We start from the raw sequence: 16,299 nt of genomic DNA on the forward strand, positions 1-16,299 counted from the left end.
GCTGCGTTGTTACCCTGTAGGTACCCCAGCGCCGGGGGTCCGGCGGCGCGTTCAAAGGAGGACAATGTCCTGTCAATCCATGCTGACGCAGCAGATGCTGCTCAAAACGGGCCTGCAGTAATGGTCACTGCGGCCGACACAGCCACCAGCGAAGCGCTCTTGGCGACCATCCTTTCATCCCTTTCCGACGACAAGGCCGAAGACATCGTGCAGATTGATCTGCGCGGAAAGACCGAGATCGGTGACTACATGGTCATCTGCTCGGGGCGGTCGACGCGTCAGGTTTCTTCCATATCGGAGAAGCTCGCGCAGACGGTCAAAGATGAATATGGTCGCACTGCCAAGATGGAAGGCAAGGAGACCGGAGATTGGGTTCTGATCGACACAGGCGATGTGATCGTGCACGTGTTCCGTCCGGAAGTGCGCGAATTCTATCAGCTTGAGAAGATGTGGCAGCCCATGAGCGGCTCGGAGACGGCGGCCAACTGATCCCTTCGGGGTAGGCCGGTTTCATGCGTGTGCATATCATTGCGGTTGGACGCCTGAGGGCGGGGCCGCAAAAAGACCTGATTGATGACTATTTGCAGCGGTTCGACCGCACCGGGCGTGCGCTTGGCCTCGGCCCGGCGCGTGTCGTGGAGGTGGACGATCGTAAAGGCGGCGGCATGGCGGGAGAGGCGGCGCTGATCCGTCGGGCGCTGCCTGTGGGCGCTGTTCTCGTGGCGTTGGATGAGCGCGGAAAGCTCGAAACGTCGCCCGCTTTTGCGCAGCGGCTTGCAGGATGGCGCGACGCAGGGCGCGGCGATCTGGCGCTGGTGATCGGGGGGGCGGACGGGATCGATCCGGGCTTGCGGGCCGAGGCCGATTTGTCGCTCTCCTTTGGCAAGATGGTCTGGCCGCATATGCTTGTGCGGGTCATGCTGACCGAACAGCTCTATCGCGCGGCGTCCATCCTCGCGGGTGCGCCCTATCATCGGGAATGACAGCCTGAGAGGCACCGGCGGCGTTATCTGTGCCACTGGCGGCTCAGGTCTTCCATTTTTTGGTCAGAGTGGGAGCATGTACAATGTCACGTATCAGATATGGCTCCCGTGTATCGATGTGTTAAACGCGGCGCGTAGCAGCTTGGCCGCCGCAGACAAAGTGCCTGCCGCGCTCCAGGCGATGCCGACATCCATGGTGGGAATGGCCTCTGCGAGATCAATTCTCTCGACGCGCCGACCATCAAGTGTCCAGGGACGATAGATCACGTCGCTCAGAATCGTGACGGCCCGCCCGGTGGCTACAAGACTGCGCACCGCTTCCACCGAGGTCGAGACAAGTTTGATTTCGGGATGGCCCGTGAGGTCGGTCCAATAGGCAAGCCCCTGTTTGTCTGCATCATCGGACCTCAGCACGGCGTAGGGATGTTTGGCGACATCTGTCAGGGTCACTGTCTTTTGGCGGGTCAGGGGGTGATCCACGCTGACCCACAGCCGTCGCGGTGACCTGTGAAAGGTCTGGCTTTTCAGACCCGCACCCGGCGTGAGGTTCGAGGTCAACACCAGAGCCAGATCCAGCCTGTTTTCAACAAGGCTCTGTTCGAGGACCTCTCTGGGTTCTTCGGTGAGTTGGACGTCGATCCGGGGGTGTTGGCGCGCGAAATGTTCGATCACGGGCACTGCAAAATAGCTGGAAAGCGTCCAGCTCATGCCAAGGCGCACCCGGCCCGTTATCGCATCATCGGTGGTCTCTACACTTTTCATCGCGGCCTCGAAGGAGACAGCAATGTCGCGGGCATGATGCCGGAACTGCTGTCCGGCTCTGGTCAGCCGCAGCCCGGTTGGCAGGCGGTCGAACAGCGCTGTGCCCAACATACCCTCCATATCCTTGATCGAAAGGGTCACGGCGGACTGCGATACGTTGAGCGCTCTGGCCGCAGCGGAAACCTGCCCCGCATCGACAACGGCGAGAAAATACCTGATCTGGCGATGGGTCAGCATATCAATTTTTCCAATATTGTATATTTGGAGTCTGAATTTTCAATACATACGGGCTTGTGTCAATCTCACGCTGAACTGTCAGGAGCTCGGCCATGAAACATCAGCGTATTCAGCCGCATCACGCGGACACGGCGATACCCGGCCTCGCCGATGAGGTGGTCGAAGCGCGTGCGTTCAAGGCGTTGGGAGCGCGGCGCGAACGTATGGACGCTGCAAAGGAAACGATTACACTCTTCCAGTTTCCCGATGATCGGACCCTCCTGGCGCGTATTCGGAACTGGTGCCAGTTGCGCAAAGCACGCGCGCAACCTCTGCCCTTGGAAGAGGTCATGGACACTATGGAGGAGCCCCGGTGGCGGGGACATTGGGCAACAGTGAAGTATCTGTAGCGACCGCCCTAACGGCCTTGCGAATGCGGTTCAGGAGAGGCCTGCACCACTTGGCGCAACCGGTATCAGCCTATCTGAAAAATCCTTGAAGCTGTTGCATCTTTCAGCTCCTGAGGGGGCAGGCTGAAAACAGCATTTGGCGCGCCAGCCGCTGCCCAAATCAGGTCGTGGTCAAGCAGGGCGGCGTCCATCCAGGTGTCTGTCGCTGACAAATGCCCAAGGGGCGCAACGCCCCCAATGGCAAAACCTGTCTCAGATCGAACCCGTTTCGGATCGGCCCTGATCAAGGGTTCTCCGAAAACCTCGGCGGCTTTCGCCAGATCGACGGTGTGTTTCCCGCTCACCAGAAGCAGCTTCAGCTTGCCTGTCTCGGCGCCCTCAAAAATCATCGATTTGACGATCTGCCCAACGGAGCACTTGCAGGCAGCCGCGGCATCCTCTGCCGTTCGGGTCGAGTCCGGCATGTGCTGAATGGCGGCATCCAGCTTCAAATCGTCAAGCGCCTTTTGCACTCGGTTTACACTCTTGGACATCTGTATCCTCTAGAATTATCTGGATACAGATTTGGCAATAGTATACAAATCGTCAAGTTTGATGATTTCGATTGGGAAGGGGCCATGACACGCAAGATCATCCGGGACGGGCAAACCGCAGAGGAAATCGCCGCGGTTTTGCGTGCAGTGATCATTGCGGGCAAGCACCCGCCGGAGACCATGTTGTTCCAGGAAGAACTGGCGGAACGCTTTCAGACCAGCAGAATGCCAATCAGGGAAAGCCTCAAAATCCTGGAAAGGGAGGGGCTTGTCCTCCTCCCGGCAAATCGCAGCGCAGTGGTTGCGCCCCTCGATGTGGAGAGCTTCGTCGAGATCAACGAAATGCGGGCGGTTGCGGAGCCGCTTGCGCTGAGACACGCGATCCCGGAGCTTACAAACCGCCTGATTGCGCAGGCCGAGGCGATACAGGATGACGCAGAACAATCAGATATCGTGGAGTTCGCCGCGTTGAACCGGGCGTTTCACATGACCCTGTTAGGCCCTTGCGCACGCCCTAGATTGCTGTCCCATATTGCGTCGCTGAACCATCTGTCCCAGCGGTACTTTCACACCGTTGCCGTCGAATTGGAGTACTCCGCAAGCTCACACAAGGAGCATCGTGCACTGCTTGCGGCGTGCGCCGCCCGAGACGCGGCGTCTGCCTGTGCGATTTTGCAGGACCACATCGAGGCCGCCAGCCGTTTGATGGAGGATGCATTGCGCGCCAAGGAGGCCGCGCCATCAAGCGCGCGCACGGAGGGCAGGTTGCAATAATCCGCGCGCTAGGGCAGGTTAATCACCCTGGTCTTCGGATTCCAGCCACCCGGCAGATCGCGTGCCTGCACTTGCACTTGTGTTGTCCCTTCCGGAATACGCACGCCCGAGAGGGAGCGGGTAAACGGCTGTTCTTCCACATGTGGATGCGCCAGCTCACGGATCGCAAGCTGATTGCCCTGCATGTCCAGAATGCGCCAGGCGTCGGCGTAGTGGTCCCACCCAGTGTCAGGGTGCGAGATCGTTACGTCGAAACGCCAGGTATCGCCGCTTTTACGGGCCTTCACATTGTCGATTTGCGGTGGTTCGGCCAACGCCGGAGTTGCAGCCAGAAGCAGTGCCAGAAATGCATATTTCATTTTAAGATCAACCAAATCATACCCTCTCTACGCTGCCTAATCTAAGGGTTCAGCAGGATTTTGCGAGAGTGAGACGCAAATTCTCTGCGCCAGATCACGGTCACGGTAAAGAGCGAGGCAAGCATCAACGCGATGGGCCCGGCCAGCCAGGCAGCGGAGGCAAGCGCGAAATACATCGATCTCAGCCCGCGGGTAAAGCTCCGCGCGCCAGTGATGTTGATCTGGGCAGCCTGTTCTGCCCGTTTGAAGGCATCGGGGTGGGATGGGTCATTCGGAACAGCGGCCATCAGGACAGCACAATATCCGAACAGTCGATTGGCCCAGACAAATTTTAGAAAGGCATTGGTGAGAAAAAGCGTCAGGACCATCAGTTTCAGCTCCCACACAATTGTGGGATGATCCATCAAGGTGATGTCAGCCGCAACGCCCGCCAGACGCTCCGCATTGCCGATCACGGCAAGGGTGCCGCCGATGGCAATGACCGACGTGGAGGCAAAAAATGTCGTGCCCTGTCGCAGGGTGCCCAGAACCTGCGAGTCAAAGATGCGCGGGTCGCGCGTCACCATCTGGCGCATCCATTCCTGCCGATAGCCCGCCATGATGCGCGTGGTTGACAGATGTTTGGCCGAGGGGTGTTCCACGCGCCAGCCGATAGCGGCCCAAAAGAAGAAAATCATGCCAAGGGCTACAAAATCCAGGGGCTGAAACAGCGCAAATCGGTCCATCAGTGTCATGCCAGACGCATGGCAGGTCCGATAAAACTTGCCAATGGGTGAAATTGGTCATATTATTTTACCAAATGGAGGAATGATCATGGAAATGCCGATTCCCGACCCGGCTGTCTTGGCCCGCAAGGATCGCGTCGTGGCGCGCTTGCAGGCGGTTCTGCCATCGGACGCGGTTATTCAGGACCCGGCAGAGACGCGCGCCTATGAATGCGATGCGCTGACGGCTTATCGGTGCCCGCCGATGGTGGCGGTGTTGCCCGCAAGCACGCAGGAGGTCTCGGAAATCCTGCGCATTTGTCATGAAGAGGGAGTGCCCGTGGTGCCGCGTGGTTCGGGGACGTCGTTGGCCGGTGGGGCCTTGCCCACAGCGGACTGCGTGATCCTGGGTGTGGCGCGGATGAATGATGTGCTCGACACCGACTATGACAATCGCACGATCAAGGTGCAGACCGGGCGCACAAACCTCAGCGTGACCGGGGCTGTGGAGGAAAATGGTTTCTTTTACGCGCCTGATCCTTCCAGCCAGTTGGCCTGCGCTATTGCCGGGAACATCGCGATGAATTCCGGCGGCGCCCATTGCTTGAAGTATGGTGTGACGACGAACAATCTCATGGGTGTCACCATGGTGATGATGGATGGTGAAATCGTTGAATTGGGCGGCGCCCATATGGATGCGGCAGGGCTCGACCTGTTGGGACTTGTCTGTGGGTCCGAAGGGCAATTGGGTGTCGTGACCGAGGCGACCCTGCGCATTTTGCCGAAGCCCGAGGGTGCACGACCTGTTCTCATGGGCTTCGACAGTGCCGAAATCGCGGGTGCCTGCGTGGCGGACATTATCAAGGCGGGTGTTTTGCCCGTGGCCATCGAGTTCATGGACAAGATGCTGATCGAGGTTTGCGAGGATTTCGCCAAGGCGGATTATCCCATGTGTGAGGCACTGTTGATTGTCGAGGTTGAGGGATCGGAGGCGGAGATCAACGATCAGCTGGCGCTGATCACGGAGATCGCCCGCCGCCACAACCCCGTCGCTCTCCGGGAAAGCGCGTCCGCCGACGAAAGTGCGCGGATCTGGGCGGGCCGTAAGGCGGCGTTTTCCGCGATTGGGCGGATCAGTGACTACATGTGTCTTGATGGCACGATCCCGGTCAGCGAATTGCCCTATGTGCTGCGCCGCATTGGCGAGATGTCGGAGCAATACGGTCTGCGGGTTGGCAATGTTTTCCACGCGGGCGACGGCAATATGCATCCGCTGATCTGCTACGACGCAAACAAGCCCGGCGATCTGGAGATATGCGAGGAATTCGGCGCAGAAGTGCTGAAGCTTTGCGTTGAGGTTGGGGGCTGTCTGACCGGTGAGCATGGTGTGGGGATCGAAAAGCGGGACCTGATGACGCATCAATATGCGCCCGCCGATCTCGAGGCGCAGATGGCCGTGAAAGATGTGTTTGACCCGCAGTGGTTGCTGAACCCCGCAAAGGTCTTTCCGCTTGCCGTGTCAGAGACACGGCGTGCGCTGGACGTCGCGGCGGAATAGGGGCTTTGCCCCCGCGCCTTTGGCGCTCCCCCAGGATATTGAGAGCCAAGAGAAGATATGAGACCTGACACGGAAGCGGCGCTGGCCGACATTGTGAAATCGGCCAAGGGGCCTTTGGCGATTCAGGGCGGGGGCACGCGTGGCCTGTCGCCTCAGGGTGATGTTCTGTCGGTGGCCGGGCTGTCGGGCATTACGCTCTATGAGCCCGGTGCGCTGACGATGGTGGCGCAGGCAGGCACGCCGATTTCGGAGATTGAGGCGGCGCTGGCCGCTGAAAACCAGCGTCTGGCCTTTGAACCGATGGATCATCGTGCCGTGTTGGGCACGCAGGGCGAACCGACACTGGGCGGTGTGATTTCGGCGAATGTGAGCGGTCCGCGCAGGATTCAGGGCGGGTCTGCGCGCGATTATGCCTTGGGCGCGCGGTTTGTGGACGGTACGGGCACGGCCGTGAAAAACGGTGGGCGGGTCATGAAGAATGTGACCGGATATGATCTGGTGAAACTGATGTGTGGCGCCTTTGGGACGCTCGGCGTTCTCACGGAGGTTTCGCTCAAAGTTCTGCCCAGCCCCGAGACGCAGGGCACGTTGATGTTGCGCGGTCTGGATGATGTGGCGGGTGTGCGGGCGATGTCGGCGGCGATGGGATCTCCCTATGAGATCACGGGGGCGGCCCATTGTGCCAAGATCATGGAGGGGGGATCGGTAACAGCGCTGAGGATCGAAGGGTTCGAGACGTCGGTTGCCTACCGCATGGACCGGCTGAAAGATTTGCTCAAGGGCTTCAACGTCGACATGAATGTTGCGGATGCGACCATGTCGGATTGGATCTGGAAAAGCGTGCGGGACGCCACTTTGCTGGCCGATGTGCCGGAAGACATCTGGCGGGTGTGCTGCAAACCCTCTGACGCGCCTGCGCTGATGGCGCGGTCAAGTGCTGCGGGCTGGTATTTTGACTGGGCGGGTGGTCTGATCTGGGTGCGCATGCCAGCAGGGGATGATCTGCGTGCGGCTTTGGGCGCTTTTGACGGTCACGCAACCTTGATCCGGGCATCCGAGGCGACGCGGGCCGCATTGCCAACCTTTCATCCAGAAGCGCCCGGCGTCGCAAAAATCAGCGCAGGATTGCGCGCCCGTTTTGACCCGCGCGGCATCCTGAACCCCGGTCTGATGGGCCCTGTTGCAAGAGAGATTGCCTGATGCAGACCACTTTCACTGAAAAACAACTCCAGGACCCGGGCATTCAGCGCAGCAACGAGATTTTGCGCAACTGCGTGCACTGTGGATTTTGCACGGCGACCTGCCCGACCTATCAGGTTCTGGGCGATGAACTCGATAGCCCCCGGGGCCGCATCTACCTGATCAAGGACATGCTGGAGAATGACCGCGACCCGGATGCCAAGACGGTCAAGCACATTGATCGTTGTCTAAGCTGTTTGGCCTGCATGACGACCTGCCCGTCGGGTGTGCATTACATGCATCTGGTGGATCACGCGCGCGATTACATCGAACAGCGCTACAAGCGTCCCTTCAGTGATCGGGCATTGCGTTGGGTCCTCGCACGTATTCTGCCCTATCCGATGCGATTCAGGATGGCGTTGGTCGGGGCCAAGCTGGGGCGGCCCTTTGCGCGGCTGATGCCGGATGCCCGGCTGCGGGCGATGCTGGAGATGGCGCCGAAGAAAATTCCGCCGGTCAGCCGCAACGATGATCCGCAAAGCTTTGTGCCGGAGGTGCCGCGGGTCAAACGGGTGGCGTTGATGACCGGCTGTGCACAGCGGGCGCTGAATACGGATATCAATGACGCGACCATCCGGCTCCTGACCCGGTTGGGATGCGAGGTGGTGGTGGCCGAAGGGGCGGGCTGTTGCGGGGCGCTGACCCATCACATGGGCAAGACTACGGAGAGCCACGCGACGGCTGCGAAAAACATCCGCGCCTGGGCGCGCGAGATGGATGGCGAAGGGCTGGACGCGATTGTGATAAACACCTCGGGCTGCGGCACGACGGTGAAGGATTACGGGCACATGTTCCGCAATGAACCGCTGGCCGCCGACGCCAAGCGCGTGTCGGAGATTGCCATGGACGTATCTGAGGTGCTGATGCAGCTGGATGTGCCCGAAGGTGCCGACAAGGAGATGGTCGTGGCCTATCATGCCGCTTGTTCGTTGCAGCATGGCCAGCAGATCAAGACATACCCCAAGGATCTGCTGAAACGCGCGGGGTTCACCGTTGTGGAGCCGTCTGATGCGCATCTATGCTGTGGATCGGCGGGGACCTATAACCTGATGCAGCCCGAGATTTCCAGAAAGCTGAAAGATCGCAAGGTACGCACCCTGGAAGCAAAGCAGCCCAATGTCATCGCCGCGGGCAACATCGGCTGCATGATGCAGATCGGATCAGGCACCAAACTGCCAATCGTGCATACAGTGGAATTGCTGGATTGGGCGACTGGTGGGCCGCAACCTCCCGCAATGATTGAAGATTTCAATCCAAGGTCTGAAATCCCCAGGCTTCGTTAACGAATTGACGACGGACCGTTAACCAAATTGCCCGTAATCAGGCCGCTGGTGCCCTATTTCTGCCGTATGTGATGCGTATTTTTGTTCGCATCGATACGAAGGAATTTTCTGTGAAAAAGTGGTTGGTTTTGTTTGTTTTGGCGGCGCTTACGACAACAGGTGCTATCGCGCAGGATGCGCGTTTGAAGGCGTTGGAAGACGGCAATGATGCGAGTCCGTGGGAAGCGGTCGGCCGTTTGGATATTGGCGGCAAGGGATTCTGCACAGGTGCCTTGATCAGCCCCGACTTGGTCCTGACCGCTGCGCACTGCCTTTACGACAAGGCCTCAGGTGCGCGGATCAATCACGAGACTGTCGAATTCCTTGCGGGGTGGCGCAGTGGGCGTGCCTCAGCCTACCGGCAAGTGCGCCGCGCGGTGGTGCACCCTGATTACACCTACGCGGAAGACGTCTCTTCCGCACGGGTGCGCAATGACATCGCGCTTCTGGAACTGGCCCGCCCCATTCGCAACACCACGATTGAACCTTTTGAGACAGCACCGCGCCCGCGCAAAGGGGATCGGGTCGGTGTGGTCAGCTATGCCCGCGACCGCTCCGAAGCGCCATCCTTGCAGGAAGTCTGCACCGTGCTGGCCCGCCAACAGGGTGTTCTTGTCACCTCCTGTTCGGTTGATTTCGGATCGTCAGGGGCCCCGATCTTTGTCTTTGCCGAAGGCAAGGCGCAGATTGTATCGGTCGTGTCCGCCAAGGCAGAAATGAATGGTGAAGACGTTTCGCTGGGAACTGCCTTGGGCGCGCCGCTGGATTTTCTCCGGTCCGAACTGGTGGCGGGGAAGGGCGTTTATCAGGAGTCCGCGCCGATTGCGGCCCGCGTTGGCGTTGGTGAGGGGCGCAGTTCCACCGGTGCAAAATTCATTCGACCGGTGAACTGATCTATGCGGTTCGTTCTGACTTTGACATTCATGGCTTTGCTGGGCGGGACCGGCCCTGTCGAGGCACAACAGCGCAACACGTCACTGACTGGTCTTGGCGGGGCAAACGAGGCGCTGGTCTGGCAGGCCGTCGGGCGGCTTGACGCCAACAGTGTCGGGTTTTGTACGGCGACGCTGATTGCCCCGGACCTCTTGCTGACGGCGGCGCATTGCGTCTATTCGCCAACCTCGAACACGCCCCTGAAGGCGGAAGACCTCACGTTCCGCGCTGGTCTGCGCAATGGAACTTCCGCTGCCGAGCGTCAAATTGCCCAGATTGAGGCGCATCCCGGGTACACGCCGGGGCAGGGCTCTACCGTGGAGAACATTCGCCACGATGTCGCCCTGTTGCGACTCAAAACGCCGATCCCAACCCATATGCTTGATCCCTTTGTCCTCTTTGACGAGCGGTTCGCGAAGGGACCGGTCAGCGTCGTATCCTATGGGCGGGGACGCGCGGAGTTGCCCTCCAGACAGGCGGTGTGCCGCATGTTCGATCACTACCAGGGGGTGGTTTTGATGGATTGCGATGTGACATTCGGATCCTCAGGCGCGCCCGTGTTCAGTCACAAGAACGGTCGGGGGCAGATTGTCTCCGTCGTCTCAAGTGTGGGCCGCTTTGAGGGTAAAAAGGTCTCTTTTGGTATGATGCTTCCCAGGCTCGTGGCCGACCTGAAACGTCAGATGCGGGCCAATGCGCAAAACCCTTTGGCCAACGCGCGCAGGATCACAATCAACAACGGCGTGAGCCGAACAACTGCGACCGGTGGCGCAAAATTTGTCCGCCCCGGGGGGTCTTGAACCGCTCAAATCTCATCCCCACATTACCGGTATCCGGGGTGCCTCTATAGGGCCCCGGCACATAACCATTGCCGGCGTGCGTCCATCCGGAGCCGCTGGCGCGTAATCGCTCAATGAAGAGGATAACACTATGCGTACTTATGATTTTGCACCGCTTTACCGGGCCACCGTTGGCTTTGACCAGATCGCCGACCTGATGGACCGGGTGCTGACTACCGAAGGCACACAGCCTTCCTACCCGCCTTACAACATCGAAAAGCTGGATGATGACGCCTATCGTATCTCGATTGCGGTCGCCGGATTCTCGGATGCGGACCTCAGTGTCGAAGTGCGTGAAAACGCCCTGATCGTTTCGGCCAAGAAAGCCGAAGAGGACGCGGCGCGCAGCTACCTGCACCGCGGTATCGCAACCCGTGCGTTCGAGCGTCGCTTCCATCTGGCGGATCACGTTCAGGTCACCGGTGCCGCCCATGTCGACGGAATGCTGAACATTGATCTGGTCCGCGAAGTGCCCGAGGCGCTGAAACCGCGGCAGATTTCGATCTCCTCGACCAAGCAGATCGAGAAAGACGTGGTCGACGCGAAATCCGTGAACTGATTTCACGTCACCGTTTGACTGCCGGGCCCGCGTTTCTGACGCGGGCCTTTTTCGTTTATGCACCCTCACCTACGACCAGCGCAGTCCGTTCAGCCAGTTTTTGACAGCCAGCACTGAGGCCCGGTCGGATTGATCCGCATGAGACAGCAGCCAGACCTCCCGCGCAGGCGTGGTCGTCTGGTGTCGAACATCGACCCGTTGCAGGCGTGTATCAGCCGCTGCAACGGCGCCGGGTAAAAGTGTCTTCCCCAACCCCTGCGCGGCAGCTTCCCAGGCGGTTTCGAGATCGGCCACTTTCAGCGGTGCAGGCCCCGCAGGATCCCGCTGCGCGGCGTTGGCAAGCCACCGCGCCTGGGGCAGACTTGCGTGCGCATCCTCGTAGTCGATCCACGGTGTCTCCGGGAGCGCGCTTTCTGCCAGAGCCGACGAGGCAAAGAGGTCGAACGTCACCCTGCCCAGCTTCTGCGCCTTGACGCGTAGCCCCCCGGCTGCTGGTCGCGCAAAACGGAGCGCGAGGTCAGCCTCTCGCTTGTTTAGATCAAGCAACCGCGCCTCCGGAACCAGTTCCAGCGTCAGACCAGGCTCCTGATCCTGTAGTCGGCCGATCTGCGGCACCAGAATCCGATTGATGATCACCGGAACCGAACTGATCCGTACCACACCGGTGAGACGGGTTGTGATCTGCCCCAGCAGGTCTTCCACCGCGATGGCGGCTCGTTCGGTGGTCTCCGCATGGATCAGGACGGCGTGCCCAATCTCCGTCAGAACATATCGCCCGGCGCTGTCGCGCAGGAACAGTGTCACCCCGAGTTTGTCCTGCAAATCCGCAATCCGCCGTGCGACGGTTGTATCGCTGGTCCCCAGATGCCGCGCCGCTGCCCGCAGAGTTTCGGATCGGTGCAAGGCAATCAGATACTTCAGATCATTCCAGTTAAAGCTCTGCATTTTTGCAGACTAGATGGTCACATATACTGAATCAATCAGCGTATGTGTGGTGGTAGCTTTGGCACACACACGCTGGAGGATCGCATGACATTCATCATTCTTTTCGAAGACGACGCACAGGCGGACCCGGACATTCGAAAGACGTATATGCCCGCGCATCTGGATTTTCTCGAGGCGCATTCGGATGCGATCCAATCCGCCGGACCGCTGTCAGATGCCGCAGGTGCCGGGCAGGGTGGTCTCTGGGTCGTGAATGTGCCGGATGAGGCTGCGGCAAAAGCCTTGGTGCATGCGGACCCGTTCTGGCCGACCGGGTTGCGCAAGTCGTTCCGTATTCTGGCGTGGCGCCAGGTTTTTGCAGATGGCAAGCGACGGATCGATCCCAAGACCTGAGCGCAGTAAAAAAGGCCGCACAAGGCGGCCTTTTTCGCAAGACTTGATTTGATCGTCAGACTGACATGCAGATGTATTTCATCTCAAGGTAGTCCTCGATGCCGTGGTGGGATCCTTCGCGGCCCAGACCGGACTGTTTCACCCCACCGAAAGGCCCGACCTCGGTAGAGATGATGCCGGTGTTCACCCCCACAATCCCGTATTCCAGCGCCTCGGCCACTTTGTAAACGCGGCTGAGGTCCTTGGCGTAGAAGTAGCTCGCAAGGCCAAAGATGGTGTCATTGGCCATGGCGATCACCTCGTCCTCGTCCTCGAACTTGAAGAGCGGGGCGAGGGGCCCAAAGGTTTCCTCTGAGGCCACTTTCATGTCCTGCGTCACGCCGGTCACGATGGTGGGTTCGAAGAACGTGCCGCCCTTCTCGTGCGGCTTGCCGCCGGTGAGCACCGCGCCGCCATTGTCGACCACGTCCTGCATGTGCTCCTGCACCTTCTCGACGGCGTCCTGATTGATCAGCGGCCCGGTTGTCACGCCCTCTTCGAGACCGTCTCCCACGTTGAGGTCCTCGACCGCTTTCTTCAGCTTCTCGGCAAAGGCGTCATAGACCCCGGCCTGTACGTAGATGCGGTTGGCGCAGACGCAGGTCTGGCCGTTGTTGCGGAACTTGCACAGCATGGCCCCTTCGACTGCTGCATCCAGATCGGCATCGTCGAAGACGATGAAAGGTGCGTTGCCGCCCAGTTCCATGGAGCATTTCATCACCTGATCGGCGGCCTGTTTCAGCAGGATGCGGCCGACTTCGGTGGATCCGGTGAAGGTCAGCTTGCGCACGGCAGGGTTCTCGCAGAATTCCTTGCCGATCTCCGAAGAGGAGGAGGACGTGACCACGTTGAACACACCTGCCGGGATGCCCGCACGTTCCGCCAGAACACCCATGACGATGGCGCTGAGCGGGGTTTCCTTGGCTGGGCGGGCGACAAAGGAGCATCCCACGGCCAGCGCGGGGGCCGCCTTGCGCGTGATCATCGCGTTGGGGAAATTCCAGGGCGTGATTGAGGCCGCCACGCCGATGGGCTGTTTCAGCACGGTGATGCGCTTGTCGCGCTGATGGCCGGGGATCGTCTCGCCATAGATCCGCTTGGCCTGCTCGCCCATGAATTCGATGAAGCTGGCGCCATAGCCGATCTCGCCCTTGGCTTCGGCGTGCGGCTTGCCCTGTTCCGCGGTTAGGATGGTCGCCAGATCGTCAGCGTTTTCCATCATCAGATCATACCATTTGCGCAGAACGCCTGCACGTTCCTTGCCGGTCCAACTGGCCCATTCCTTCTGCGCTGTTTCGGCCTGCGCGATGGCGCCCGCGACCTGCGCCCGGCTGAGGTCCGCCACCTCGGCGATCACGTCACCGCGTGCCGGATTGGTCACCTCGAAAGTACCGTTATCGCCGTCGACCCACTGGCCGCCGATATAGGCACGGGTCTCCAGCAGGCTGGAATCTTTCAGCAGGGATTTGAGATCGGTGTTTAGAATATCTTTCATTTCGGGTCCTCCGCGAAAATGGCTATGGTTGTCATTTCAACTCTGACTATGATTGTCCAGTTCCGAAACGAGGATGACCTTCATGATGCCGCTCGACGATGCCTACGCCAATGCAGCCTATATTGCAGGGGCTGAGACCTATCCGCCCAAGTGGGATGCCGCCGCTGCGGCATTTCGCGAGCGGCTTGGGACGCACGCAGAGGTCGGCGAGTCCTACGGTGCGTCAGATAGGCAGGTGTTTGATTTCTTTAACACATCGGACGCGCCCAAAGGCACGATGATCTTCGTGCACGGCGGATATTGGAAAGCATTTGATCGCAGCAGCTGGTCGCACTTGGCGGCAGGGCCATTGGCTGCGGGCTGGTCGGTGGCCATGCCAAGTTATGATCTCTGCCCCGATGTGCGGATTTCTGACATCACACAGCAGATCGCGCAGGCGGTTCAGGTGATTGCCGCGCGGACGGAGGGGCCGCTTGCGCTTGCCGGGCATTCTGCTGGCGGTCATCTCGTGGCGCGGATGCTGGACCCTGCGGTCCTGTCAGAGGCGGTTCGCGACCGGATTGTCCGCGTCGCGCCGATCTCGCCGGTGGCTGACCTCATGCCGCTGCTTAAGACTTCCATGAACGAGATCCTGCGGCTGGACGAGGCGGAGGCGACAGCGGAAAGCCCCACCCGTATGGCCCCCCCCGCTGCCGCCGACGTCAGGATCTGGGTGGGCGCTGAGGAGCGGCCCGTCTTTATCGAACAGGCAGAGGCGCTGGTGCGGGCGTGGGGCATCGACGCCGCCATCGTGCCGGGAAAACACCATTTCGACGTGATCGACGCGCTGGAAGACGCGCAAAGCGACCTCGTGCGTTTCCTGACGGCAACCTGAGCCTTGATCGTGCGCCTGAAATCGTCCAAGCCTTGGCGCGGCTGTGGGGCGATGGCGTCGCCCTGCGCGCGGCCTGATTTGTCCTGAACGCCGGGACCTTTCTGCAAAAGGAGGGTCTGACATGACCACCTCACCCCTTTCCGACCGCCCCGAGATGTATCGCTATCACAATGGCGACAAGTCACCATTGCCCTTCGAGATCTCAGAATACGAGGACCGTCTGGCAGAGCTGCGTGAGCGCATGGAGGCAGCGGGCGCATCCGCCGCTGTTTTCACGTCGATGCACAACATCGCCTATTACTCGGGCTTTCTCTACTGCGCCTTCGGGCGGCCTTACGGTATGGTCGTGACCGAAACCGATGCCGTGACCATCAGCGCCGGGATCGACGCAGGCCAGCCGTGGCGGCGCAGTTTCTGCGACAACATCACCTACACCGACTGGCAGCGCGATAACTTCTGGCGCGCGGTGGTCAGCGTGACCGGAAAGAACGCGATCATCGGTTATGAGGGCGATCACCTGACCCTGATGCAGCGCGACAAGTTGGAGGATTTCCTGCAGCCACTGACGATGGTGGACCTCTACGAGACCACGATGCGGCAGCGGATGCACAAATCCGAGGCCGAGATTGCGCTCATTCGGCAGGGTGCGCAGGTTGCGGATGTGGGCGGGTATGCCATCCGCGAGGCGATCAAAGCAGGTGTGCGCGAGATCGACGTGGCAATGGCCGGACGGGATGCGATGGAGTTGGAGATTGCCAAGCGCTTTCCGGATGCAGAATACCGCGACACCTGGGTCTGGTTCCAGTCGGGTCTGAATACCGATGGGGCGCATAACCCGGTCACGGGGCGTGTGCTGGCGCGCGGGGATATCCTGTCGCTGAACACCTTCCCGATGATTTCAGGGTACTACACGGCGCTGGAGCGGACACTCTTTGTACAGGAATGCGATGCGGACAGCCTGAAGATATGGGAGGCGAATGTGGCGGCCCATGAGTACGGGATGAGCCTGCTCAAACCGGGCGTGTCCTGTGCCGATGTCACCCACAAGATCAACGATTTCTTCGCCGAACGCGACCTGCTGCAATACCGCACCTTTGGTTACGGACATTCCTTCGGCGTGCTCAGCCATTATTACGGGCGCGAGGCGGGGTTGGAGCTGCGCGAGGACATCGACACGGTGCTGGAGCCGGGCATGGTGATTTCGATGGAGCCGATGCTGACCATCGCCGAGGGTAAACCCGGCGCGGGCGGCTACCGCGAACACGATATTCTGGTGATCACCGAGGATGGCAATGAGAACATCACCGGGTACCCATACGGGCCGGAGTTCAACATCGTCGGCTGAGCGCCGCGGCCCGTGAG

19 protein-coding genes are annotated in these 16,299 nt (G+C 60.0%); 13 read left to right on the forward strand and 6 right to left on the reverse strand.

Annotated elements, in window-relative coordinates:
* The first annotated feature begins 120 nt into the window (after positions 1-120).
* Together rsfS and rlmH are read left to right on the forward strand one after the other, a co-directional pair.
* Complete coding sequence (gene rsfS / locus Q1A52_RS15885) at positions 121-489, forward strand: ribosome silencing factor (RefSeq protein ID WP_300017503.1); 369 nt, start codon at positions 121-123, stop codon at positions 487-489.
* 23 nt (positions 490-512) lie between these two features.
* Positions 513-983 carry a 23S rRNA (pseudouridine(1915)-N(3))-methyltransferase RlmH gene (gene rlmH / locus Q1A52_RS15890; RefSeq protein ID WP_300017506.1) on the forward strand — a complete coding sequence of 157 codons (471 nt, stop codon included), beginning with the start codon at positions 513-515 and terminating at the stop codon, positions 981-983.
* 93 nt (positions 984-1,076) lie between these two features.
* Here rlmH and Q1A52_RS15895 read toward each other — a convergent pair whose 3' ends face one another.
* Complete coding sequence (locus Q1A52_RS15895) at positions 1,077-1,982, reverse strand: LysR family transcriptional regulator (protein WP_300017509.1); 906 nt, start codon at positions 1,980-1,982, stop codon at positions 1,077-1,079.
* Positions 1,983-2,074: 92 nt separating this feature from the next.
* On the opposite strand from Q1A52_RS15895, the gene Q1A52_RS15900 reads away from it, so the two are divergent.
* Positions 2,075-2,371: a hypothetical protein gene (locus Q1A52_RS15900; protein WP_300017511.1), complete on the forward strand. Its 297-nt coding sequence runs from the start codon at positions 2,075-2,077 to the stop codon at positions 2,369-2,371.
* Positions 2,372-2,436: 65 nt separating this feature from the next.
* Here Q1A52_RS15900 and Q1A52_RS15905 read toward each other — a convergent pair whose 3' ends face one another.
* On the reverse strand, positions 2,437-2,904 hold the full coding sequence (locus Q1A52_RS15905; protein WP_300017514.1) for a YbaK/EbsC family protein: 468 nt from the start codon (positions 2,902-2,904) through the stop codon (positions 2,437-2,439).
* A gap of 84 nt (positions 2,905-2,988) precedes the next feature.
* Between Q1A52_RS15905 and Q1A52_RS15910 the strand changes: the two genes are divergently transcribed.
* The gene (locus Q1A52_RS15910; RefSeq protein WP_300017518.1) at positions 2,989-3,678 is read left to right on the forward strand and encodes a GntR family transcriptional regulator; all 690 of its coding nucleotides are present in this window, start codon (positions 2,989-2,991) and stop codon (positions 3,676-3,678) included.
* 8 nt (positions 3,679-3,686) lie between these two features.
* Here the strand turns inward: Q1A52_RS15910 and Q1A52_RS15915 are convergent, their stop codons facing one another.
* Together Q1A52_RS15915 and Q1A52_RS15920 are read right to left on the reverse strand one after the other, a co-directional pair.
* A complete protein-coding gene (locus Q1A52_RS15915) occupies positions 3,687-4,037 on the reverse strand; it encodes a hypothetical protein (protein WP_300017521.1) in 351 nt (116 codons plus the stop codon).
* Positions 4,038-4,078: 41 nt separating this feature from the next.
* Complete coding sequence (locus tag Q1A52_RS15920; protein ID WP_299779352.1) at positions 4,079-4,771, reverse strand: DUF599 domain-containing protein; 693 nt, start codon at positions 4,769-4,771, stop codon at positions 4,079-4,081.
* Between the two features lie 79 nt (positions 4,772-4,850).
* On the opposite strand from Q1A52_RS15920, the gene Q1A52_RS15925 reads away from it, so the two are divergent.
* The 6 genes from Q1A52_RS15925 to Q1A52_RS15950 all read left to right on the forward strand — a co-directional run bounded on the left by Q1A52_RS15925 (position 4,851) and on the right by Q1A52_RS15950 (position 11,191).
* A complete protein-coding gene (locus tag Q1A52_RS15925) occupies positions 4,851-6,299 on the forward strand; it encodes an FAD-linked oxidase C-terminal domain-containing protein (RefSeq protein ID WP_299826429.1) in 1,449 nt (482 codons plus the stop codon).
* A 57-nt stretch (positions 6,300-6,356) separates the two neighbouring features.
* Complete coding sequence (locus tag Q1A52_RS15930) at positions 6,357-7,499, forward strand: FAD-binding protein (protein ID WP_300017524.1); 1,143 nt, start codon at positions 6,357-6,359, stop codon at positions 7,497-7,499.
* Positions 7,499-8,821, forward strand: a complete 1,323-nt coding sequence (glcF, locus tag Q1A52_RS15935) for a glycolate oxidase subunit GlcF (RefSeq protein ID WP_300017527.1) — start codon at positions 7,499-7,501, stop codon at positions 8,819-8,821. The genes Q1A52_RS15930 and glcF overlap by 1 nt, the downstream gene beginning before the upstream one ends.
* Before the next feature lie 110 nt (positions 8,822-8,931).
* Positions 8,932-9,753 (forward strand): trypsin-like serine protease, encoded by an 822-nt coding sequence (locus Q1A52_RS15940; RefSeq protein ID WP_299826435.1) that lies wholly within the window; start codon positions 8,932-8,934, stop codon positions 9,751-9,753.
* Positions 9,754-9,783: 30 nt separating this feature from the next.
* Positions 9,784-10,593 carry a trypsin-like serine protease gene (locus tag Q1A52_RS15945; protein WP_300017530.1) on the forward strand — a complete coding sequence of 270 codons (810 nt, stop codon included), beginning with the start codon at positions 9,784-9,786 and terminating at the stop codon, positions 10,591-10,593.
* A 130-nt stretch (positions 10,594-10,723) separates the two neighbouring features.
* Positions 10,724-11,191, forward strand: a complete 468-nt coding sequence (locus tag Q1A52_RS15950) for an Hsp20 family protein (RefSeq protein ID WP_195821390.1) — start codon at positions 10,724-10,726, stop codon at positions 11,189-11,191.
* A 69-nt stretch (positions 11,192-11,260) separates the two neighbouring features.
* Here the strand turns inward: Q1A52_RS15950 and Q1A52_RS15955 are convergent, their stop codons facing one another.
* On the reverse strand, positions 11,261-12,136 hold the full coding sequence (locus Q1A52_RS15955) for a LysR family transcriptional regulator (RefSeq protein ID WP_300017532.1): 876 nt from the start codon (positions 12,134-12,136) through the stop codon (positions 11,261-11,263).
* A gap of 84 nt (positions 12,137-12,220) precedes the next feature.
* Here Q1A52_RS15955 and Q1A52_RS15960 point away from each other — a divergent pair, with 84 nt between their 5' ends.
* Positions 12,221-12,529, forward strand: a complete 309-nt coding sequence (locus Q1A52_RS15960) for a YciI family protein (RefSeq protein WP_300017535.1) — start codon at positions 12,221-12,223, stop codon at positions 12,527-12,529.
* Positions 12,530-12,584: 55 nt separating this feature from the next.
* Here the strand turns inward: Q1A52_RS15960 and Q1A52_RS15965 are convergent, their stop codons facing one another.
* Entirely contained in the window at positions 12,585-14,063 is a 1,479-nt protein-coding gene (locus Q1A52_RS15965; protein WP_300017538.1) for an NAD-dependent succinate-semialdehyde dehydrogenase, read from the reverse strand.
* An 85-nt stretch (positions 14,064-14,148) separates the two neighbouring features.
* On the opposite strand from Q1A52_RS15965, the gene Q1A52_RS15970 reads away from it, so the two are divergent.
* Complete coding sequence (locus Q1A52_RS15970) at positions 14,149-14,937, forward strand: alpha/beta hydrolase (RefSeq protein ID WP_300018575.1); 789 nt, start codon at positions 14,149-14,151, stop codon at positions 14,935-14,937.
* Between the two features lie 121 nt (positions 14,938-15,058).
* Positions 15,059-16,282 carry an aminopeptidase P family protein gene (locus Q1A52_RS15975; protein ID WP_300017541.1) on the forward strand — a complete coding sequence of 408 codons (1,224 nt, stop codon included), beginning with the start codon at positions 15,059-15,061 and terminating at the stop codon, positions 16,280-16,282.
* The last annotated feature ends 17 nt before the right edge of the window (positions 16,283-16,299 follow it).

Origin of the sequence: uncultured Roseobacter sp. (assembly GCF_947488185.1) — a bacterium.
Taxonomy (GTDB): Bacteria; Pseudomonadota; Alphaproteobacteria; order Rhodobacterales; family Rhodobacteraceae; genus Roseobacter.